The following is a 20,326-nucleotide window of genomic DNA, read 5'->3' as shown; positions in this document are numbered from 1 at the left end:
ATTTTTTTCTTGTCTTTTGTTTCATTCTTACGCAGCCATTTTTTAAAGCTTTCTTTTAAGCTTTCATTCTTATTTTCTGTTATGGGAACCGCCCCCCTTCCATTTCAATGGAGAGGTTTTGTTCCTCAACCTCCCAGTTAGAGGCTAAGAACCTTTCAATTTCACGAAGGCTCGATGGAGGGGATGATTGTTCATTCTCGGGCTCTGTTTGTATATGAATTGGGGCGATGGCTTCTACGGCTCCCTCCTGCTTTTTTTCATTTAATGTGACATGTACAAAAAAAGCCTGACTAGGATCAATAGTGTCTGCATTAACGTCTTCCAAAAATTCCACCTCCACTCTGGTCAATTCCATATTCCACTTCTTCTCTACTTCCTCTGCTACTTGCAGTTCCATTTGTTCAGCCATCTGTTCTGAAATATATGCATCTTGTCCGGCTTGTATTTCTGTTTTCTTTTGAATCATTTTTTCTTCCATCCATTCAGCTGAGACAATCTCTTCTTCGTAATATTCAGGAAGAAAAGAATGAATGTCTCGTTGAAATAAATCGAATAAAGGCTGGAGAATAATTACCATTAATGTAAGGGACAGACAAAGCCGGATATACCGTTGAAATTTTGAGGAAGGCATCAGCATCTCTATTAGAACAGCTACCAGGATAAAAACAATCAATGTTGTAACCCAGTCGGTCAAATACTCCATAATTGCTCCCTCCTTACCTGACCATAAGTGATAAGTTGCCAGACGCAACTACCATCGTTATAGCTAAGAAAAACATCAATCCTACAATTGCCAGCGCTGCAAACATATATAAAACCGTACGTCCAAGAGTGGATAATGCCTCCAGCAGTTCACCAGCACCTAAAGGCTGCAAGACAGCAGCTGCTGCATGAAAAATAAGAGCAATAGAGAGAACTTTAATGGCCGGAAAAGCACATATCATAAACAACACCGCCACTCCTGCCATACCTACTGTATTTTTTAATAGTAAAGAGGCCCCCATCACTGTATCCGCTGCATCTGTAAATACTCGTCCCACAACTGGGACAAAGTTACCCGCAATGAACTTTGCCGTTTTTACAGCTACTCCATCTGTCACTGCGGCAGTCGCTCCCTGAACAGAGATCACTCCTAAAAATATTGTAAGAAATACCCCGAGGGCCCATAGCGCAATGGAGCGAAGAAGAGTAGCCAGCTTCGTTACCTGGATGTACTCACTTAGAGAACTTACGATGCTTAACAGTGCTGAAAAGAAAAGAAGGGGGAGAACAAAATACTGAATCATCAGTCCGCTCGTATTTACAAGAAACATGATCAGCGGATGAAATAAGGCAACGGTAGTAACGGCTCCCATAGATGCAAGGAGGGCCATAAGCAAAGGAAAAAGCGCAATCATAAAATGAACCATGTTTGAGACGGATTCCTGCACATAGATCATCGCGACATAGAAGCTGTTAAGTGCTATCACTATAAGAACGATAAATGTAATACTATAGGCGACGCGGCTGACCGCATCATGTTCAAAAGCGTTTTGCAGGGCTCTTAACATCGTGCTGAAAATAGAAAGAAGAATTAAAGTTCCGAGGAGCTTTCCGTTTGCAATAAGTTCGTGAAATAAAAAATTTAGAAAAGCATAGCCCCATTCTTTGGGCGAAAATGTTTTTTCTCCTTTTACAAACTCAAGCAAGGATCCTTTTTGACTTTCCGGCAAAAACGCTCCATAGTCCTGCGAAATCTCCTCCCAAAACTGATGTATATCCTCGAGTCCTAATTTATCCAGTTGATACTCAGCTATCTCACTCTGTTCTAATCCAGGTTCTTCTTCCGCCAATACTGGCTGTGCTGCCCAGAGGAAGGCAAGGATAAACAAACATATAGCTGCCGCGGCTTGTCCTTTTTTAATAGCCCATCACCTCTTTTCACCCTGGTATGAGGGACAACACTGTTTCCACTAGCACGTTAAAGATAGGAATCGCCATTACTACAATCAGCACTTTTCCTGCAAGCTCTATTTTTGATGCCATCGCTCCCTGTCCAGCATCCTTTGCAATCTGTGATCCAAATTCAGCAATATAAGCAATCCCGATAATTTTTAAAATCGTATGGAGGTAAATCATATTAATACTTGCCTGACCGGCTAAATTTTCAATTAACTGGATGGCTGTACGAATATGTTCAAGCAAAAAAAGAAAAATGACGGCACCTACGAACAATGTCAGTAAAAAAGCAAAGACCGGTTTCTGCTCTTTCACCACAAGAGCAAGAAATGTGGCGATGAGTCCGAAACCGACGATTTGGACGATTTCGATAATTCATCGCCTCCTTTCATCCTTGAAACAGAAACACGCTTCTTATTTTTTGAAAGAGGTCGTCCACTATCGTTGCGACCATATATAAAACCACGACAAATCCTATCAATGTTACCCAATGGGCCCAGTCTTCTTTCCCCATTTGTTTTAAAACAGTATGAATCATTGCGACAATAATACCTATACCAGCAATTTGAAAAATCGTGTTAACATCATAGCCCATTACTCACCCCCCTTTACGTTTAGATCATGAGCACGATGACAAGCATACCTGTTAAAAACCCAAGAGATTTTGCCATGCTTTCAAACCGTTTTTGACTTTCCTTTGCATCCTGCTCCTCTCTTGCAAGGTGAGAAAGGGCCAGTCTTATCTGCTTTTGCTGTTGAATCCGGTCATGCTGTCCAAGCGTCGCGCCAAATTGTTTCATTACTTCAAGTTCATTTTGCTGAAGAGCGGTAAGAGGCCACGTATCTGCTAAACAAGCATCCCAGGCCTTTTCTGCGCTCTCTTCTCCCTTTTGTAAATAATAGGCAAATTGAGCAAACATATAAGATATGGGCTTTGGAATTTGCCTGCTTAATTTCAAGCTCGCTTCCATCAGTGGAGTCAGCCCATACATCATTTCAGCCTCGAATGACTGAAGAGCTGAAACGAGCATTCGAAGCTGGCGGGGCCTGTCACTTAAACGGCGGGCAAAAGCGAAACCTGCCCAGGTACAAGCAGAAAGAATCAATATTGCCCCAAGCCACTTCATCGTTCTTTCACCCGAAACTGGTCAGTTAAGTAACTAACTTTTCCTTTCCGACCGCCCGTGCCTTCAGAACTGATTTCCAAAATGCATTCGAATATTCCCTCACTGACAAGCTGTGTAATCATCGGTCTCTTCAGTACCTCTTCTTTGCTTCTCCCATGGGCGGTTGCGAACACAGTAACCCCGGCATGAATCGCTTCAAAAATCGCTTCTGCGTCTTCCTTTCGACCAATTTCATCCACTACAAGAACTTCAGGACTCATAGAACGAATCATCATCATCATCCCCTCTGCTTTCGGGCAGCTGTCAAGAACGTCTGTCCTTACTCCTACTTCATGACGTGGAATGCCTGACCGGCAGGCAGCAATTTCTGACCTTTCATCAATAATCCCCACTTTGGAAGAAGGTATATTTTCCTCTGGATCCCCAGAGCTTGCTATTCTAGCTAGATCACGCAAAAAAGTGGTTTTACCCGCTTGTGGCGGCCCGATAATTAAGGTGGTAAGCCAACGCCTGTCATATAGGTGCTTTACGTATGGACGAGCCACTCCCTGTTTTGCCGAAGCTATTCGAACGTTGAAAAAGCTTACTCCGGTTATCGTCCTTACTTTTCCGTTTTCTACGAGGACCTTTCCTCCCACCCCGACACGGTGTCCACCTTCTAATGTGATAAACCCTTGACGCAGTTCTTCTTCAAATGCATAGATTGAATAATGGCTTAGTTGATTTAATACGTAACGAGCATCCTCTCTCGTAAATTCAACTGCTTCTCCAGTTTGTTTTGTAAGAAACAGCGGTCCTGCACGAAATAGCATTTCAACGGGCATCCCCACCCGTAGCCGGATTTCTTCAAGGTCGTTTTTTGTGTCAAGGAAAGATTGGACGATTGATTGAAGGTGCTGGGGAAGTATCGAAAATACAGGCAAGGCAGTGTCCCCCTTTTTTCAAGCTTTATCCCTTATTAAATCCATAGATCATAAGACAAATGCCTCCAAGAACCATACAAGCTGACGAAAGGATAAACGATCAGAGATAGAAACAAGTCCAATGCTCATGGTTAGGAGTGAAACGACTGACCTTGCAACTGAGGGAATCACGTTTAAGATAAGTATTTGCTCCATTTTTTTGCACTTTTCCATGAGCAGGATCATAGCATTACTTCATGCATCCTCCCATTGATACTTGTTTGTACAACCTTATTCACCAGCCGGAAGTTTAGAACTAAGGGGGATAAAAGCTTCCTCGTTCTTGACGCAAAAAAACCTCCGGCTCGCAGCCAGAGGTCATTCTTTCTTACTATACTTATCTCTTATAGAGGGTGGAGTTTTAACAGGGTAAATCATTTAAAGAGGTTATTTCAGGTCACACCTCCTTTAAAAAAGGGTGCACCAAGCTTTTTGTCCCCCTCTTATAACCTTACTATTACGCCCGGGATACGTACTCTCCCTTACGAGTATCAATAATTAACCTTTCCCCTTCATTAACGAAAAACGGGACTTGCACGGTTAATCCTGTTTCAAGGGTAGCCGGCTTCGAACCTCCGGAAGCAGTGTCCCCTTTAATTCCAGGTTCAGTTTCGGTAACTTCCAATTCTACTGTATTCGGCACCTCAACACCGAGAGTTTCACTTCCGTAAGTCATGATTTGAACTTCCATATTTTCTTTAAGAAAGTTAAGTTCATATTCAATTTGCTTTCCATCTAATTCAAGCTGATCAAAGGTTTCATTATCCATGAAGGTATGTACGTTCCCGCTTGCGTATAAATATTGCATCCGTCTTTTTTCAATGTGGGCTTTTTCTACTTTCTCACCAGCTCTGAACGTCTTCTCCTGTATCGCTCCTGTGCGAAGGTTACGCAGCTTAGAACGAACGAAAGCAGCACCTTTTCCAGGCTTAACATGCTGAAAATCAACAACCTGCCATATTCCATTATCCACTTCAATTGTTAACCCTGTTTTAAAATCATTTACTGAAATCATTTATGAATTCCTCCATGTTTAAATTTTCGCGTATTGCATAATATAATACAAAACCTTTGTTACTCTCCTAATATAATCAGTTCTTTTGGGGAATGGGTAAGAGAACGGTTTCCATTCTCCGTGATTACTATATCATCTTCAATGCGGGTGCCCCCAAGACCAGCCACATATATACCAGGCTCCACTGTGACAACCATGCCTGGTGTTAATTCCCTATTGCCTTTAGGAGATAGTCTGGGCTCCTCGTGAACCTCCATCCCTAGTCCATGGCCAAGCCCATGACCAAATTTGTCTCCAAACCCTTTTTTCTTTATATGCTCACGTGCAACAGAATCGGCTTCGACACCGGTCATGCCCGCTCTGATCTCTTCCATTGCCTTCAGCTGGGCTTCATAGACTGTCTGATATATTTTCTTTAACTGCTCATCAGGCTCACCGACAGCAACTGTTCTAGTGATATCTGAACAATAGCCTTTGTAGTAAGCACCAAAGTCTAATGTAACAAGCTCTCCACTTTGAATTTTCTTTTCGCTTGCTACACCGTGGGGCAGAGCACTTCTTTCACCTGAAGCAACAATGATGTCAAAAGAAGAGGAATCGGCACCTTTTTTCCGCATAAAGAATTCTAACTCGTTGCTTACCTCTATCTCTGTAACTCCAGGCCTTATGTAAGTAGTAATATGATCAAAAGCAGCGTCGGCAATGTTAGCTGCTTCTGCTAAAATGTTCAGCTCTTCTTCGTTTTTATTTAAGCGAAGTTCTTCTATGATACCTGAAACCGGGACTAACATGCTGTTTACTTTGCTTTTATACAGCTCATACTCTTGATATGTAGTTTGATGTTTTTCGAAACCCAGCTTTTTAATACCTAATTCGTTTGCCTTTTCTCCGATCATCTCAGGCATGGAAGCCTTATGCTCGACTATATCATACCCATTCACTTGAGCCTGGGCCTGTTCAGTGTACCTGAAGTCAGTAATAAAGACAGCGCCCTTTTCAGAAATCAACACTGCTCCGGCTGTTCCTGTAAATCCTGTTAGATAACGTCTGTTTACAGCACTCGTTACTAACAAGCCATCGATTTCTTGTGCCTGCAGGCCTTTTCTTACCTTTTCCAATCTTTTCATTAATTATTGTCCTCCTCTGCTATAGCCGCCATGCCAGCCGACCGTGAAGAATATGATGTAGCTGCAGTTATAATAAGGAAACAAATCTTATGAATTAATAAATAGAACTAGGAAGCCGTTAATTAAGCTAAGGGTATCCGCTACGTATGATTTGTTGGCAGAACTCCCGCCCTGCCAGCTCTCAGTGAACACCCTTTATTCTATCACAGGGTTTCTTATTTGAATAGATGTCAGGAGCTCTCCTTCATCGTTGTATATTCATAAGAGATTGAATAACCGATAAAGACTCCATACAGAATGTACAGGCATATATTGGTGGCTATCGTATTAAAATCTAATAAGGGAAGCGGCTTTAGACCAGGAAACAGAGGGTTTAAAATATAAAAAACTAAAAGCCATAACACAAAACCATATATCATGCCTGGTATGAGAGAATCCCATTTTTGAAAGATCACCTTATAAAGGTAAGCACTTAGTATAGAGAGTAATCCGATCACGAGAATACCAATCCATTGACCAAGATACCCATTTTTCCAATCCCCTAATGCCCATGGCATTAAAACAAGCGCAGGGCCTACACGGGAGAAATTTAAAAAGAAGGCTATATAGCCTATGATGCTCCATATGATCCCACCGCAAATCCCGATAAGAGCTACTTTACTCATGTAAGATAGAGACTCATCTGTGTCTTTGTTTCTTGTTTGCTGCGCATTTGCCATTTCTATCACCTCTCCCTGTAGTATTGCTTACAGTTCATCCTTTCATTCTAAAAAGAGCAGGAATGTAAAAGGAATTAATGGTGTATTTTCATGAGAATAGGGAAAGATAATTTGTAAGGTTCATTATATTTTGCTCCCTTTATATCAAAGCGATAGAAACATAGGTAATGCCGCTTATTAATATAGAGGAATCAGAATTAATGATGTAGAATATAAACTATAAGAACTTCCCTTCAAACTTTTTTCCAGTTGTATATGTACTTAATGTTGATTTATTTCCTTAACCCACTATTTTTTCATAAGTTTTTCTTTTAATTTTCAGACAAAACGGGAATTGAAATATAAGAATCAGTATAAGCATAGAAATATTGGATGTTCTTTATAACTTGTGAATATTTTCCTTACACAGTCTCCATTATATAAATACAAGAGGTTTCTTACTTCCAAAAATTACCGCTAGCAGTATTAATATTTCCGGAGGTGATGAAAGGTGTCCAGACTTACTGCCCATCCTGTCTTAATTGTTATTTTTGGTCTCGCTGCCCTGGGTCTTGGTTATCAACTTATCACTAATCCTTTAGGCTTACTTACCTACCTCCTCGTTGGTGCAGCCGTAGCAATGGGTATCTACTTCCTATTTACCAGAGTCATCCTTAAACGGATGAGCATGAATCAATATCAAGCTCAAGCCCGACCCAGCGCGTACGGAGGTAAATCGGCAGCTGGTGCAAAAGGCAAAGGGGCTCCTAATAACCGCCCTACACCCATTAAACAACAATCACAAAAAAAACGACCTGCCCGTGCGGTAAACAAACGGCGAAATGACCATAACTTAAAGGTGATTGAGGGAAAAAAGAACAGAAAAAAGAATCGGGCACTCTTTTAACAAAGTGCCCGATTCTTTTTTCTTATGTTTATGGTTTTGCAAAATAGTTTATATATCCAATGCGATCTTAGAAAAAGTAAGAATTGTACTTGTGTCGGGGAGGAGGAGTCGGCATGCTACATGTGGAAGCAACTGTATCAGACTGGTTTCAGCAATTGCAAAACCCAGTCTTTGACTGGTTAACATCTGTAATATCTTTACTGGCCAGTGAATGGTTTTACGTATTAATCATACCGCTGATATTCTGGATGTTTGATAAACACCTGGGCTTTCGACTGCTTTATGTGTATTCTTTTTCCATGTACTTGCATGTGTTTCTTAACCAGGTTATTATAATCGACCGTCCTGCCGCCGGAATTCAAGGGAACGGGTTTTCTACGTTTCCAAGCGGGCCGGTTCAGGCTGCTACGACATTTTGGGGGTATCTTATTCCAGAAGTCGCCAAGCGCTCGTTTTCTCTGCTGGCAGTCCTTATGATAGGGATCATCTCTTTTGTCACCTTATACACGGGAGCGCACCTGCTTTTTGACGTACTCGGCGCTGTCTTGATTGGTTCCTTTATTGTCTATGCCGCTTATCGTTCTCTTGATTGGGTTGGGGGAATGCCTGATCCTTTCCGTTTTTCTTTTTCTCTTGTATTGCCGTGTGCTCTCTTGCTCTTATTTCCTGAATCTGCTCATTATGCTGGGCTATTGCTTGGAACAGGCATTGGTTTTTCATTTGAACAGGTTAAAGTGAGAATGCTGATTTCTCCTCACTGGTCCAGGAAGTTTTTAGCAGCCATAGTTGGATTGACTGGTTTGTTTCTAATCGTGTACATTGGCACTTTCCTCTCACCAACTGTGCTTATCCACTTTCTTCATTTTACTTTTTTAGGGCTTTGGATCACTTTAATAGCACCGTATCTTTTTGTACGTCTCCGTCTCTTTGAACAGGATGGAAAGATTTACATGGATTCCTAAAATGAAGTAACGCACCCAGCCCCCTCAATGTTGAGGGGGCTATATCCAATCCTTGAGAAACAATTTTGTTTTCATTTTTCCTGCCTCCATTAATTTCTTTTTCATAATATCATCAATATGAAAGTCAGTAGCCTTTATTTGATGTACCGGTATGAAAACAATATTTTTTGCATGAGTTTTCGTGATATACCGCATGTCGTGAGCATTTCTCATTGTTTCAAAAAGAGACTGGTACATATCAAAGGCATTGCGGATTTTTTTCTCCCGTATTTCTTCCAGACTTGGTGTCAGCTGAAACCCTATTACCGGGCGAACGGGTTTGTCTCCTGCTTTTTTTATAAATATCCAGATAGGAAAATTACTAAGTAACCCTCCGTCCACTACTATACTGGGGTCTCTTCCCTTCCCGTAAAGCTTAACCGGTTTAAAAAAGTATGGGAGACTGCAGCTCATTCTCACTGCACGAGCTACTGAAAATGTTTCAGGAATAACTCCATAGAGAGGGAGATCATCCGGCAGAACCAGCAGGCGTCCTTTTGTCAGATCAGAGGCAATGATTTTTAAGCTGCCCTCCGGCAGGTCTCCAAACGTTTTTATGCCTTTTGCTTCTAAGCATCTATCAATCCACTTTTCCAATTCGTCTCCTTTATAGAGGCCGAGTTTCCAGTAAACGGATATCCATTTCCATAAGGGTACCTTATTTTGTAACCAGGTTTCATCCAAAAATGTCTTCAAGTCCACGCTATTTAGAAGATGTAAAATTTCCTCGCTTGTATAACCTGCTTTAATGAAGCTGGCTGTAATAGCGCCTGCACTTGTGCCGGCAAGCCGCTGAAAACAATATCCCCGTTCTTCAACAACCTGGATCGCGCCAATAAAAGCAAAGGCTTTTGCTCCTCCGCCTGCAAAGACACCGTCGATATTCATTCTTCCCCCCTCCTCTCCACAATCCTATGCAAAGGTAAGGGGAAAAAGTACGAAATTCATCGTTTTTCTTACCTGTTTGTCCTTTCTTGTCTCTTTAAACTGACCTTCTTTCCTCTAGAGCCTCCCTGATAGCATAAAAAAATGAGCAGCCTGATTATATAGCTGCCCACTTTAAATCACTCGTTTTCTTCATTTATTTCGTTCTTGCGCTGGACTTCCCTTAATGCTTCTATCCTTGTCTGCTGCTCTTGAAAATACTGCACCAAGTCACCGATGCGGTCAATGGCATCCCAGCTTAAATGATGTTCGATGCCTTCCACATCAGTATAAATATTTTCCCCTTCTACCCCTATGATCCTAAGAAAATCTTCCAATAACTCGTGACGGTACACTAGACGCTTGCCTACTTTTTTCCCTTTTGGGGTTAATACGAGCCCTCTATACTTTTCATAAATTAAATATTCTTTTTTATCAAGCTTTTGTACCATTTTCGTTACCGAGGAAGGGTGTACTTCCAGGTTATCGGCTATATCAGAAACCCGGGCATATCCTTTTTCCTCGATCAGCTGGTATATTCTTTCTAAGTAATCTTCCATGCTTGGTGTAGGCATAAAATATCCTCCAATGCTCGACCTGGCGTTATGCGAAAAAAAATTGCACTATGATTATTGTACACCATCTACTTTTCTTTCACAATACAAGCAGAGCCTTGAAAATAAAAGCAGTTCTATTGTTTCCTAAGGGAAACATTTTTTCAAAAAAAGGAGCCGGGGATGACCCCAGCTTCCTTACAATCCGCATTTCAGTTGTGCTCCACAGTTGGTGCACGTATTGCATCCCCCTACATCCTCAACGGTGCCTTCCCGGCATACAGGACAAGTATCTCCTATTTCATTTCCGATGTTCACTGTAGTTGAACGCACGTCCTTGATGGTATCCACAAGAACGACTTTGCCTTCATTTTCTTTTTTCTCATTTTTATTCTCTTTGTCAAATGTATTCTCTTCTGCTTTCAAGGAAAGAACTTGAGCATCACGGCTGCCATCTACATATACTGTGCCGCCTTTTGCTCCACCTTTGTAAAGTCTTTCATACACTTTTTGAACCTGTTCGACAGTGTATCCCCTTGGCGCGTTAACCGTTTTAGAAAGAGAGCTGTCCACCCACCTTTGGATCACACACTGAACATCCGCATGAGCTTCAGGTTCAAGCTCCATTGCTGATACGAAGAAATCCGGCAGGTCAGTTGAATCAGCATCAGGATTACGATCCAAGTACTCTTGCACTATCTCCGCATTTACTTCTATAAACTTGCCAAGGCGCCCGCTGCGGTAATATTTAAAAGAGAAATAAGGCTCTAATCCTGTGCTTACTCCTACCATCGTACCTGTGCTTCCTGTAGGAGCTACAGTTAGAAGGTGTGAGTTTCGTATTCCATGCTCCAGAATGCCCTGCCTGATATCTTCAGGCATATTCTTCATGTACCCTGTATTAATAAAGGCTGCGCGCAATTGTTTTGTCTGCTCTTCTGTTTCGCCAACAAGGTAAGGAAAGCTGCCTTTTTCCTTTGCCAATTCGATGCTTGTACGATAGGCGGTGGTAGCAATGGTTTCAAAAATCTGATCAATCAGCCGGTTTCCTTCTTCTGATCCGTAAACCGTCTCCGCATAGATCAAGAGGTCATGAAGACCCATGACACCAAGTCCGATTCGTCTTTCTCCCTTTGCCTGACTGGTATTCTCTTCAAGAAAGTAAGGTGTGGCATCTATGACGTTATCCTGCATTCGCACACCGGTTTCCACCGTTTCTTTAAGCTTGGAAAAGTCAATTTTGCTGTTTTCTTTATCTGCCATTTCCGCAAGATTAACAGCTGCCAAGTTACAAACAGAGTAAGGGGCAAGGGGCTGTTCTCCGCAAGGATTTGTCGCCACAACTTTCTGTCCATAGCTTTGGGCGTTGGTCTGTTCATTTGCATTATCGATAAAGAAAATTCCCGGCTCAGCTGAGTAAGTCGCACAAATGTTAATCAGCTTCCATAATTCTCTGGCTTTGATGGTACGATAGGCCTTTACGTTGTAACCCATTTTTTCCCATTCTCTTACATCACCGATGCTTTGCCAGTTCTCATTGTAAGCTGCCATTTCTTTCTCGTTATAGTTTTCAACGTCAGGAAAGCGCAGGGTATAGGTGCTGTCACTTTCAACAGCTTCCATAAACTCCTTTGTCAAGCACACTGAAATGTTTGCACCCGTGAGAAATTCTGGATTATTTACACTGTATGTTCCCCCAGTATGCAGCTTTTCTTCTGCTTCCTGGATAACCTTATTATCGAACCCGCCTTGGCCAGGAATGCTTTTATAATTGAGAATGCTTTGGTACATCGCATCTTCAACTTCTGTAAGCGGGGTAAACTTAAGCTTTTCTTTTACCAGGCTCTGTATCTGATCATCCTCTGTATGTTCAAGCAAGAAACGTAAAATACGAGGATTTTGCATTTTTGAAATAATGAATTCCAAAATATCAGGATGCCAATCTGAAAGCATGATCATCTGAGCGCCTCGTCTTGATCCTCCCTGCTCTACTAAGTGAGTGAGCTTAGCGATATCATCAAGCCATGATACAGATCCGGAAGACTTCCCATTTACTCCCCGGGCGAGTGTGTTTCTTGGACGAAGGGTAGAACCATTCGTTCCAACTCCGCCTCCGCGGCTCATGATCTCCATTACTTGCTTACGATGCTCTGATATCCCTTCACGAGAGTCCTCCATAAATGGCATAACATAGCAATTAAAATAAGTAACATCCGTTTCTGCCCCAGCTCCATACAGGACCCGTCCAGCCGGAATAAAATTCATATCAACTAACTGTTTATAAAAGTCTTCGTATGATTTCTTTTTCTTTTCTTCTGTTGTTTCTACTGAAGCAAGGCCTGTAGCATTACGTTTAGCAATTTGTTCGTAGAATATTTCTAAAGGCTTTTCAATAGAATCCAGAGACCTGCTCACTATTCCTGTCTCCGCCTCTTCCCCGTCTAGTACCCCAAGGAATTCTTTGTCTACCAGTATCTTCGCTTTATGAGCTTCCCAATCAAGCTCTTCAACAAATCCAAACCCTCTGGCCGGAAACTTAGGATCTTCTTTCACGGTTAAGACAACAAAGTCCCCTGTCTTGAGCGTTTTTTTCTCTGTATCTTTAAATGTATATCTGTCTAGCATGACAAGGCGGGAAACTCCCTTTTTTGTCATCGTCATGTCATTAGTTATCTTGTGTACTTGTGGAAACTGTTCGATGTCTTCATTTAATTTCTTTACATCAATTTTCCTTACATCCTGCATTGTTGTTGCCATGTGCAGTCCTCCTCTTCCCTTCTAAGGATTCGACAAAATCTCCCCATTACTTTCTCTCGTTCAGGAATTGAATTCTGTTTTCCTACTTTACCATACAAACAGCCGAATTCCAATATATTGTGTACAGTTTTTCTTATTCCCCACTATATATGGTAAATAAACAAAAAAAAGAAGCCTTTGTCAACTAGGGAAGAAAGAGAAAAACAAAGCAAAAAAGAGGAATCATAGAGGAAATTGTCAAAATCCGCGGTATTTCATTTTTTTTATTTTAAGTTTTATTTATTTATGATTATAATCCTTGCTCTTTCAGCTTCGCCTTGTAAACACGGCCGGTTTCCTGCCAAGCTGACATCATCATTCATCGCTGTCCTTCCAAAGCCTTGTATGCATCATTCATTAACTGGCTCTATCACACTTTTTTTAATTGAATCCATTGTTTTTGTTTCTTAGAAAAATGGTAAACTATAATAAGCTTGTAAAGGAGGTTTTCATATGACCTATGTAATCATACAAGATGAACTTGTCCTTCGACAAGATGCGACTATCTCTTTTGATGACCGGGGCTACTATTTTGGCGATGGGATCTACGAAGTCATCCCTGTTTATAATGGCCGGCCCTTTGCGTTAAATGAACACTTTCAACGTTTTTTAGAAAGTGCTCAAAAGATCGACATGCCTCTGGCTGCTCCTGTCGATAAAATTAAAAGCCTGGCTTGTTCTCTGATTGAACAAAACAATCTGGCCAATGGATATGTCTACATACAAATGACGCGAGGTGTAGCGGAACGCAACCATTTATATGAGCGTGACCTGACGTCGTTTCTGACGGGTTTTACTAAAGAAATGACTTTTTCAAGGGACAAGCACAACGGCATCTCTTTATATGCAACCGAAGACATACGCTGGCTGCGCTGCGATATCAAAACCCTCAATCTCCTGGGCAATATCATGGCCAAAAGAAAAGCTGCTGATCACAACTGTGAGGAAGCACTGCAACACCGCGGTGATGTCGTGACTGAAGGCTCTTCGAGCAATATCTTTATGGTAAAAAACAAAGATATTTACACTCATCCTGCAAATAACTTTATTTTAAATGGCATCACACGCCAGGTTGTCATCAGCCTGGCTGGAGACCTTAAATATAATGTTATTGAAGAAGCTTTTTCCCTCGATGATATCGAACAGGCTGATGAGGTATTTATCACTAGCACAAGTGCCGAAGTTACACCGGTCAGTAAAATTCAGGGAACGATTGAAAGTTCCTACCCTGTCGGCCCGGTCGCCAAAACGCTTCAAGAAGCATTCTACCGGACAACAAACCTATAATTGAGAAAAGAAAGAGAGGCTTATAAAAGAAGCCTCCATTTCTTTTTATTTACGAAATGTCCAATCATCTGATTTATATTTTTCTGCAAGCTCTATTACTTCCTGTTGCTCTTCACTGCTTAATTTATAAGGCTTGAGGTTGATTTGTAAGCCTTTTTCAAAGCCATACTTAAAGGCCTTGCTGACTTCCTCCAAGGTAACAGGTTCATCTTTTAGTTCGTTGATTGCTACGGCCTTTTTCTTAAACGCCTTTTGCATGCGCTCTCTTACACGCTCGCTAGGATAATTGAATACATCGAAAAGCATATCTTCATCATAGTCCAGAATAATGGAGCCGTGCTGTAAGATAACACCTTTTTGCCTTGTTTGGGCGCTTCCGGCAATCTTTCTTCCTTCCACCACCAATTCGTACCAGGAAGGGGCATCAAAACAAACTGCTGAACGAGGACTTTTTAATTCCTCTTCTTCTGCTTTTGTGCGGGGCACTGCAAAATAAGCTTCTAGCCCAAGTCTTTTAAATCCTTGAAGAATGCCTTCTGAAATCACGCGATAGGCTTCTGTTACTGTAGCAGGCATTTCAGGATGATCCTCTGAAACAATTACACTGTATGTTAATTCTTTATCATGAAGCACACCACGTCCGCCCGTAGGACGGCGAACCAATCCCAGGTTATGGTGTCTTACTGCTTCCAAGTTAATCTCTTTATGTACCTTTTGAAAATAGCCAACAGATAGCGTGGGAGGATCCCATTCATAAAAACGGACAACCGGAGGAATCTTGCCACTGCTGTGCCATTGAAGAAGCTTTTCGTCCAGAGCCATATTATAAGAAGGGGATTGCTTGCCAGAATCTATAAAGTACCATGTTTCTTTTTCCATTATATACCCTCTTCCTTTCAATTAACCTGCAAAACATAGTCTATCAAAAGCGCCAAAAAAACAAAAGAATGTTTAATCAGTGGTACAAATTGCAAATTTTGTTTTGCGTAAAGGAACAATCCTTATTATAATACATCATGTAACCTTGTCTAGGGCAAAAGGGGTGAAAAAATGATTACGTGGATTTTATGGGGGGTTTTACTAGGTATCCTTGCTTTTATGCTGGGACGCCGCTTAGTCAGCCCTAAATATTTAACGGAGCTCGATCAGGAAGAATTCCGAAGCGGTTACCGTAAAGCTCAGCTGATTGACGTACGGGAACCGAAAGAATATAACGGTGGTCATATTCTTGGGGCTAGAAATATACCTCTCTCTCAGTTAAAGCACCGTATTACAGAGATTCGCACAGACCAGCCTGTTTACCTATATTGTCAGTCTGGAAGCCGCAGCAGACAAGCCGCGCGGACAATTCGCAAGCAAAGAGATATGAAGGACCTTTACCACTTGAAAAAAGGCTTCAGAAAATGGTCAGGAAAGATCAAAAAAAAATAATCAATAACTAAAAGAGCATATACAGCCAATGTAAAAACCCTATTGTCAGTCTTCCTTTGACAATAGGGTTTTTTACATGCGCCTGGCTCTTTACGCATTGTGGTATGCAACCAGCCTCTTTTTAAAATCGGTAACTCAATAACCTTATATGTTTTTCTCATACCGAAGGATAGGTGTTCTTGCAGCCCTCGTTTCATCTAAACGGTTGACCACAGTATAAAACGGTGCTTCCTGAACTTTTTCGGGTTCCTCTTTTACTTCATTTGCGATTTGAATCATGGCTTCTGCAAATTCATCTAACGTTTCTTTCGCTTCTGTTTCCGTCGGTTCTATCATCATGCATTCTTCCACATTGATTGGGAAATAAATCGTCGGCGGGTGATAGCCGAAGTCCAGAAGACGCTTGGCTATATCCAGTGTGCGCACTCCCAGCTTTTTTTGAGACCTTCCCGACAAAACAAATTCATGCATACAGTGACGGTTATAAGGAAGGTCAAAGTGAGGCTCAAGCTTTCTCATTAAGTAGTTTGCATTTAATACCGCATATTCAGAAACCTTCCTTAGTCCCTCTGCCCCCATCGTGCGAATATAAGCATAAGCTCGTACGTTGATCCCGAAATTCCCGTAATAAGGCTTAACTCTTCCGATCGCATCTGGACGGTTATACTCCCAGGTGTAATAATCTCCTTCTTTAATGAGAAGAGGCTTAGGAAGGTATGGCACCAGGTCTTCTTTTACACCTACCGGTCCGCTTCCAGGACCGCCTCCGCCGTGAGGGCCGGTAAAGGTCTTGTGGAGATTCAAATGCACCACATCAAATCCCATGTCTCCAGGTCTGGCAATTCCCAAAATGGCATTTGAATTTGCTCCGTCATAATACAGCTTCCCGCCGGCTTCGTGAACCACTCTTGCCATTTCTTCAATATTTTCTTCAAATAGGCCCAGGGTGTTTGGATTCGTCAGCATAAGAGCAGCTGTATCTTCACCCGTCACTTCTCGAAGATGGTCAAGGTCAACAAGACCTCTTTCATCCGTCTTTACTGTGACAGCTTCAAATCCTGCTACTGTCGCTGATGCCGGGTTTGTTCCATGGGCTGAATCTGGCACTATCACTTTATTACGATGAGCTTCTCCCTTTGCTTCATGATAAGCCCTGATCATCATTAAGCCCGTCCATTCCCCGTGAGCACCGGCAGCTGGCTGCAGGGTCACTTCATCCATTCCTGTAATTTCAGCTAATGATGTTTGAAGGTTATACATGAGCTCCATGGCTCCCTGCACCTGTTCTACTGGCTGATATGGATGAACGTGAGCAAAACCAGGATAACGGGCCACGTCCTCGTTAATTTTCGGGTTATATTTCATCGTACATGATCCTAATGGATAAAACCCTGAATCCACGCCGTGATTTCTTGTAGACAATGCGGTATAGTGTCTCATGAGCTGAAGTTCAGAAACTTCTGGAAGCCCTGGTTCTTCTTTACGAATAAATTCATCAGCTAAAATATCCTCCACAGGAACCTCAGGGATATCAAGCTCTGGCAGTGCATGCCCTATTCTTTCGTCCTGACTCAGTTCGAAGATTAGCTTTTGTTCGGGCTGTCTCATGATACAAACGCCTCCAACTCTTTAACAAATTGATCAATTTCCTCTTTCGTTTTTTCCTCTGTAACACATAGGAGCATCTGTCCCTTTCTTTCCTCGCTGACCAGACCTAAATCATAGCCCCCGATAAATCCTTTTTGCAAAAGCTTTTTATTTATTTCTGCCACAGGCTTATTTATTCGGATAACAAATTCATTAAAGACAGGCTGTTCATCCATAAGTTCGATACCTGATTTCTTTAATTTCTGCTTGGCATAATGAGCTTTGCGGAGATTTTGTACAGCCATTTCCTTTACTCCGTATTTGCCAATTGCACTCATCGCCACAGAAGCTGCCAGAGCGTTCAATGCCTGGTTTGAGCATATATTTGACGTCGCTTTATCACGGCGGATATGCTGTTCACGAGCCTGCAGTGTCAAGACAAATCCTCGTTTTCCATCTTCATCAACCGTTTGCCCGACAAGGCGACCAGGCACCTTCCGCATCAATTTCTTTGTTGTAGCAAAATATCCGCAATGAGGTCCACCCATCTGGGCTGGAATACCGAAGGGCTGAGCATCCCCGACTACGATATCTGCGCCAAAATCCCCAGGAGGGGTAAGCACTCCTAAAGAAAGAGGATTACTGGAAACAACAAACATGGCTTTCTTTGAGTGAGAGATGCTTTCTATTTCTTTAAGATCTTCTATGTTCCCGTAGAAGTTAGGATACTGGACAATGACACAAGCTGTCTCATCATCTACTGCTTCTTTTAAGGCAGCTGCATCCGTACGCCCTTCTTTTAAGTCAATCTCTTTTACTTCAAGACCCGGACCGCTGACATAGGTTTTCAGCACATCAAGGGCTTCAGGGTGTATTCCTTTGGATACAACTACCTTTTTCTTTTTCATGCGGCTGTGGCCGTAGCTCATCATAGCTGCTTCTGCCAAGGATGTCGGCCCGTCATACATAGAAGAGTTTGCGATATCCATACCTGTAAGTTCACAAATCATGGTCTGAAATTCAAAGATCGCCTGAAGTTCTCCTTGTGATATCTCAGGCTGGTAAGGGGTGTATGCGGTGTAAAATTCTGACCGACGAATGACGTGATCCACCACAGAAGGGATATAATGATCATATACGCCCGCTCCGAGGAACGATGCATGACTCTTAAAGTTCACATTTCTTTCTTCAAGCTTTTTAAATTCCTTAATCAATGCTGGTTCAGAAAGAGGAGCCGGCAGATTCATTTCTCCATTAAACCTTATCGAGGAAGGAATATTTGAAAACAGCTCCTCCACAGATTCTGCACCGATGATGTGAAGCATATCCGTTTGGTCTTTTTCTGTCATTGGCAAGTACCGAAATTTCATAATTCTCTTTCCTCCCTTTACGATTTAGACCGCTTGTAAAAAGGCGTTTTGATGACTTTTGCTTTCAAGCGTTTTTTTCTTATTTGGACATAAAGAGTGGTGCCTTCCTCTGCCCATTCTGCATTTATAAGACCGAGCCCGACGTTTTTCTTTAAGGTTGGAGACTGGGTACCGCTGGTAATATGGCCAACCTGTTCATGATTTTCATTAAAAATCTCATATCCGGTCCTTGGGATGCCCTTTTCTATCATTTCAAGACCTGCAAGCTTACGGGTCGGTCCATTCTCTTTTTCCTCTTGTAAGGATTTCTTTCCAATAAAGTCCTCTTCCTTATTCACTTTAACCGCAAATCCGAGCCCTGCTTCCAGCGGGCTGATCGTTTCGTCAATCTCCTGACCGTATAACGGGAGACGTGCTTCAAAACGAAGAGTGTCTCTTGCACCAAGACCGCAAGGCATGAGCCCGTCTTGCTCGCCAGCTTTCATAAGTGTTTTCCAAAGTGCTTGGGCATCTTCAGAGGAACAATAAATCTCAAATCCATCTTCTCCTGTATAACCAGTCCTTGACAGGAGAGCTTTGACTCCTCCCAGGTCTGCCTGGGGATAGAAACGGAAAAAGGATATATCTGAAAGATCAATTTCTGTTAAAGACTGTACGATTTTTTCTGCCTTAGGGCCTTGAATGGCAAGGAGGGAGCATTCGTTTGAAACATCTGTTACTGTCACTGTGTCATCAGCAAACTTATGTAACCACTTAATATCTTTGTCCGTGTTAGCTGCGTTCAAAACAAGGAAGTAGTGATCTTCAGCAAGCATATATATCAATAAATCATCGACTGTGCCTCCATTTTCGTAACACATGAGAGTGTACTGGGCCTTGCCTGGAGACAGCTTGGAAACATCATTGGTTGCTATCTTCTGCAGCAGTGAAAGAGCCCCTTTACCTTTCACCTCAGCTTCTCCCATATGAGAGACATCAAAGAGACCAGCTTGTTCCCTGACAGCAAAGTGTTCTTCTTTGATACTGGAGAATTGGACAGGCATATCCCAGCCCCCAAAATTTACAGTCTTTGCGCCATATTCAGAATACAAAGGATACAAGGCTGTTCGTTTTAATTGACTCATGACTCATCCTCCTTTTATTTGCTCTTAAGTAAGTATTACTTTTTTAACGGAGATGCTGGTTTTTAGCAGTGTACCAGTGAACCGATCAAACGGTGCTTCAAGGGTCTTTCAAGTTCCCTACTCCTGATAACATCCTTTCTCGCACTCTTACGAAAATTCAGCTTACTCCTTGCAGATTATTATTTCCGGCACTAAAAAAGGACAGATGGATTCCAGCCGTCAGCTGAAAATCCCTCTGTCCTGTAACCAGAAAGTTTCTTCCTTGCCCTGGCAAGGAATGTCTTCGTGGGTGGTCTTGGCACATGCCAGACACTCTCCAGAGACGCGTCAAGCAAAAGTCTGTTTGCCTGAGAGATTCATACCTCTTTGGTACTTGCTCCTTCGGCGCCGCCTTGCGCGGTCTCTCCCTTTGCCTTCATCCGCTTACCTTATTCTTATACTCTTGTATAAGGTGGTATATGTATGTTGAATACTAGTA

Annotated in this window: 20 protein-coding genes and 1 riboswitch; of the genes, 4 read left to right on the top strand and 16 right to left on the bottom strand. The window is 42.1% G+C overall.

Going from position 1 to position 20,326, the window contains the following annotated elements; all coding sequences use genetic code 11:
• Positions 1-79: 79 nt before the first annotated feature.
• From spoIIIAF to CEF17_RS04030, 9 genes are all read right to left on the bottom strand, one after another.
• Positions 80-703, bottom strand: a complete 624-nt coding sequence (gene spoIIIAF, locus CEF17_RS04070; RefSeq protein ID WP_100398392.1) for a stage III sporulation protein AF — start codon at positions 701-703, stop codon at positions 80-82.
• 13 nt (positions 704-716) lie between these two features.
• Positions 717-1,877, bottom strand: coding sequence for a stage III sporulation protein AE (gene spoIIIAE, locus CEF17_RS04065; protein ID WP_100398391.1), 1,161 nt, complete (start codon positions 1,875-1,877; stop codon positions 717-719).
• Positions 1,878-1,920: 43 nt separating this feature from the next.
• Positions 1,921-2,310, bottom strand: coding sequence for a stage III sporulation protein AD (gene spoIIIAD / locus CEF17_RS04060; RefSeq protein ID WP_100398390.1), 390 nt, complete (start codon positions 2,308-2,310; stop codon positions 1,921-1,923).
• Between the two features lie 16 nt (positions 2,311-2,326).
• Positions 2,327-2,533, bottom strand: a complete 207-nt coding sequence (spoIIIAC, locus tag CEF17_RS04055) for a stage III sporulation protein AC (RefSeq protein ID WP_054636469.1) — start codon at positions 2,531-2,533, stop codon at positions 2,327-2,329.
• A 19-nt stretch (positions 2,534-2,552) separates the two neighbouring features.
• Complete coding sequence (gene spoIIIAB, locus CEF17_RS04050) at positions 2,553-3,065, bottom strand: stage III sporulation protein SpoIIIAB (RefSeq protein ID WP_100398389.1); 513 nt, start codon at positions 3,063-3,065, stop codon at positions 2,553-2,555.
• Positions 3,062-3,988: a stage III sporulation protein AA gene (spoIIIAA, locus tag CEF17_RS04045; RefSeq protein ID WP_100398388.1), complete on the bottom strand. Its 927-nt coding sequence runs from the start codon at positions 3,986-3,988 to the stop codon at positions 3,062-3,064. The genes spoIIIAB and spoIIIAA overlap by 4 nt, the downstream gene beginning before the upstream one ends.
• Positions 3,989-4,484: 496 nt before the next feature.
• Positions 4,485-5,042: an elongation factor P gene (efp, locus tag CEF17_RS04040; protein WP_054636470.1), complete on the bottom strand. Its 558-nt coding sequence runs from the start codon at positions 5,040-5,042 to the stop codon at positions 4,485-4,487.
• A 59-nt stretch (positions 5,043-5,101) separates the two neighbouring features.
• Positions 5,102-6,169: a M24 family metallopeptidase gene (locus CEF17_RS04035; protein WP_100398387.1), complete on the bottom strand. Its 1,068-nt coding sequence runs from the start codon at positions 6,167-6,169 to the stop codon at positions 5,102-5,104.
• A 230-nt stretch (positions 6,170-6,399) separates the two neighbouring features.
• Positions 6,400-6,888, bottom strand: a complete 489-nt coding sequence (locus tag CEF17_RS04030) for a YqhR family membrane protein (RefSeq protein WP_100398386.1) — start codon at positions 6,886-6,888, stop codon at positions 6,400-6,402.
• Positions 6,889-7,378: 490 nt separating this feature from the next.
• Between CEF17_RS04030 and CEF17_RS04025 the strand changes: the two genes are divergently transcribed.
• Positions 7,379-7,774, top strand: a complete 396-nt coding sequence (locus tag CEF17_RS04025) for an SA1362 family protein (RefSeq protein WP_100398385.1) — start codon at positions 7,379-7,381, stop codon at positions 7,772-7,774.
• 113 nt (positions 7,775-7,887) lie between these two features.
• Entirely contained in the window at positions 7,888-8,736 is an 849-nt protein-coding gene (locus CEF17_RS04020; RefSeq protein WP_100398384.1) for a phosphatase PAP2 family protein, read from the top strand.
• Between the two features lie 39 nt (positions 8,737-8,775).
• On the opposite strand, the gene CEF17_RS04015 is transcribed toward CEF17_RS04020, so the two are convergent.
• From CEF17_RS04015 to CEF17_RS04005, 3 genes are all read right to left on the bottom strand, one after another.
• Positions 8,776-9,663, bottom strand: coding sequence for a patatin-like phospholipase family protein (locus CEF17_RS04015; protein WP_100398383.1), 888 nt, complete (start codon positions 9,661-9,663; stop codon positions 8,776-8,778).
• A gap of 176 nt (positions 9,664-9,839) precedes the next feature.
• Positions 9,840-10,274, bottom strand: a complete 435-nt coding sequence (gene mntR / locus CEF17_RS04010) for a transcriptional regulator MntR (protein ID WP_054636476.1) — start codon at positions 10,272-10,274, stop codon at positions 9,840-9,842.
• A gap of 177 nt (positions 10,275-10,451) precedes the next feature.
• Positions 10,452-13,010, bottom strand: a complete 2,559-nt coding sequence (locus CEF17_RS04005) for a vitamin B12-dependent ribonucleotide reductase (RefSeq protein WP_100398382.1) — start codon at positions 13,008-13,010, stop codon at positions 10,452-10,454.
• Between the two features lie 492 nt (positions 13,011-13,502).
• On the opposite strand from CEF17_RS04005, the gene dat reads away from it, so the two are divergent.
• Positions 13,503-14,336: a D-amino-acid transaminase gene (dat, locus tag CEF17_RS04000; RefSeq protein ID WP_100398381.1), complete on the top strand. Its 834-nt coding sequence runs from the start codon at positions 13,503-13,505 to the stop codon at positions 14,334-14,336.
• A gap of 45 nt (positions 14,337-14,381) precedes the next feature.
• On the opposite strand, the gene CEF17_RS03995 is transcribed toward dat, so the two are convergent.
• A complete protein-coding gene (locus CEF17_RS03995; protein WP_100398380.1) occupies positions 14,382-15,215 on the bottom strand; it encodes a lipoate--protein ligase family protein in 834 nt (277 codons plus the stop codon).
• Positions 15,216-15,386: 171 nt separating this feature from the next.
• Between CEF17_RS03995 and CEF17_RS03990 the strand changes: the two genes are divergently transcribed.
• Positions 15,387-15,767, top strand: coding sequence for a rhodanese-like domain-containing protein (locus CEF17_RS03990; RefSeq protein WP_100398379.1), 381 nt, complete (start codon positions 15,387-15,389; stop codon positions 15,765-15,767).
• Between the two features lie 144 nt (positions 15,768-15,911).
• Here the strand turns inward: CEF17_RS03990 and gcvPB are convergent, their stop codons facing one another.
• Genes gcvPB through gcvT form a run of 3 tightly spaced genes read right to left on the bottom strand, consistent with a single transcriptional unit; the run spans position 15,912 to position 19,848 of the window.
• On the bottom strand, positions 15,912-17,375 hold the full coding sequence (gene gcvPB / locus CEF17_RS03985; RefSeq protein ID WP_100398378.1) for an aminomethyl-transferring glycine dehydrogenase subunit GcvPB: 1,464 nt from the start codon (positions 17,373-17,375) through the stop codon (positions 15,912-15,914).
• Positions 17,372-18,724, bottom strand: a complete 1,353-nt coding sequence (gene gcvPA, locus CEF17_RS03980) for an aminomethyl-transferring glycine dehydrogenase subunit GcvPA (RefSeq protein ID WP_100398377.1) — start codon at positions 18,722-18,724, stop codon at positions 17,372-17,374. Before gcvPA ends, gcvPB begins: the two co-directional genes overlap by 4 nt.
• Positions 18,725-18,741: 17 nt before the next feature.
• On the bottom strand, positions 18,742-19,848 hold the full coding sequence (gcvT, locus tag CEF17_RS03975) for a glycine cleavage system aminomethyltransferase GcvT (RefSeq protein ID WP_100398376.1): 1,107 nt from the start codon (positions 19,846-19,848) through the stop codon (positions 18,742-18,744).
• A 325-nt stretch (positions 19,849-20,173) separates the two neighbouring features.
• A riboswitch (glycine riboswitch) is annotated at positions 20,174-20,267 on the bottom strand.
• Positions 20,268-20,326 lie beyond the last annotated feature (59 nt).

This window comes from Bacillus sp. FJAT-44742 (assembly GCF_002797315.1).
In the GTDB taxonomy this organism is placed as follows: Bacteria; Bacillota; Bacilli; order Bacillales; family Marinococcaceae; genus Thalassorhabdus; species Thalassorhabdus alkalitolerans.
The sequence above is the reverse complement of the archived record's forward strand: the minus strand, read 5'-3'. Positions and strand labels throughout refer to the sequence as shown.

Bases quoted from the DNA above. Each gene is read 5' to 3' on its own strand.
- spoIIIAF (WP_100398392.1), bottom strand. From the start codon at position 703: ATGGAGTATTTGACCGACTGGGTTACAACATTGATTGTTTTTATCCTG.
- spoIIIAC (WP_054636469.1), bottom strand. From the start codon at position 2,533: ATGGGCTATGATGTTAACACGATTTTTCAAATTGCTGGTATAGGTATT.
- spoIIIAB (WP_100398389.1), bottom strand. From the start codon at position 3,065: ATGAAGTGGCTTGGGGCAATATTGATTCTTTCTGCTTGTACCTGGGCA.
- efp (WP_054636470.1), bottom strand. From the start codon at position 5,042: ATGATTTCAGTAAATGATTTTAAAACAGGGTTAACAATTGAAGTGGAT.
- CEF17_RS04035 (WP_100398387.1), bottom strand. From the start codon at position 6,169: ATGAAAAGATTGGAAAAGGTAAGAAAAGGCCTGCAGGCACAAGAAATC.
- CEF17_RS04030 (WP_100398386.1), bottom strand. From the start codon at position 6,888: ATGGCAAATGCGCAGCAAACAAGAAACAAAGACACAGATGAGTCTCTA.
- CEF17_RS04020 (WP_100398384.1), top strand. From the start codon at position 7,888: ATGCTACATGTGGAAGCAACTGTATCAGACTGGTTTCAGCAATTGCAA.
- CEF17_RS04015 (WP_100398383.1), bottom strand. From the start codon at position 9,663: ATGAATATCGACGGTGTCTTTGCAGGCGGAGGAGCAAAAGCCTTTGCT.
- mntR (WP_054636476.1), bottom strand. From the start codon at position 10,274: ATGCCTACACCAAGCATGGAAGATTACTTAGAAAGAATATACCAGCTG.
- CEF17_RS04005 (WP_100398382.1), bottom strand. From the start codon at position 13,010: ATGGCAACAACAATGCAGGATGTAAGGAAAATTGATGTAAAGAAATTA.
- dat (WP_100398381.1), top strand. From the start codon at position 13,503: ATGACCTATGTAATCATACAAGATGAACTTGTCCTTCGACAAGATGCG.
- CEF17_RS03995 (WP_100398380.1), bottom strand. From the start codon at position 15,215: ATGGAAAAAGAAACATGGTACTTTATAGATTCTGGCAAGCAATCCCCT.
- CEF17_RS03990 (WP_100398379.1), top strand. From the start codon at position 15,387: ATGATTACGTGGATTTTATGGGGGGTTTTACTAGGTATCCTTGCTTTT.
- gcvPB (WP_100398378.1), bottom strand. From the start codon at position 17,375: ATGAGACAGCCCGAACAAAAGCTAATCTTCGAACTGAGTCAGGACGAA.
- gcvPA (WP_100398377.1), bottom strand. From the start codon at position 18,724: ATGAAATTTCGGTACTTGCCAATGACAGAAAAAGACCAAACGGATATG.
- gcvT (WP_100398376.1), bottom strand. From the start codon at position 19,848: ATGAGTCAATTAAAACGAACAGCCTTGTATCCTTTGTATTCTGAATAT.